This is a genomic window from Ruminococcus sp. 210702-SL.1.03 (genome assembly GCF_020559915.1).
In the GTDB taxonomy this organism is placed as follows: Bacteria; Bacillota; Clostridia; order Oscillospirales; family Ruminococcaceae; genus YE71.
In genome coordinates this window covers 1-258 of the sequence record NZ_JAJCLZ010000167.1, presented here as the reverse complement: position 1 = coordinate 258, position 258 = coordinate 1, and the positions used below count along the sequence as shown (strand labels likewise).

1 pseudogene is annotated in these 258 nt (G+C 45.7%); it reads right to left on the bottom strand.

Features of this window, described 5'->3' with window-relative positions:
- Positions 1-258: pseudogene (locus tag LI114_RS13960) on the bottom strand (hypothetical protein); the annotation flags it as partial.

The window sequence follows — 258 nt, the reverse complement described above, 5'->3', positions numbered from 1 at the left end:
CCAAATTAAATTCCGCTTCTCCCTCAATATCAGGGATTCCCTCGCCCGATATGCTTGTCCCGAAGTACAGTGCAAGCATACGTTTGATGTCAGACTTGCCCATTCGTTTTGCCGCAAATCCGTGTTCTGAGATAGCCTTATCCACTCGATTGATGATGTTAAAAATCTGCTCGTCTTTTTCACGCCTGAACCGCACCGCAAAAATAAACTGTCTTGCCGAGGACATCTCCACCTGGATCTCGTCAAGAAAATCATAGT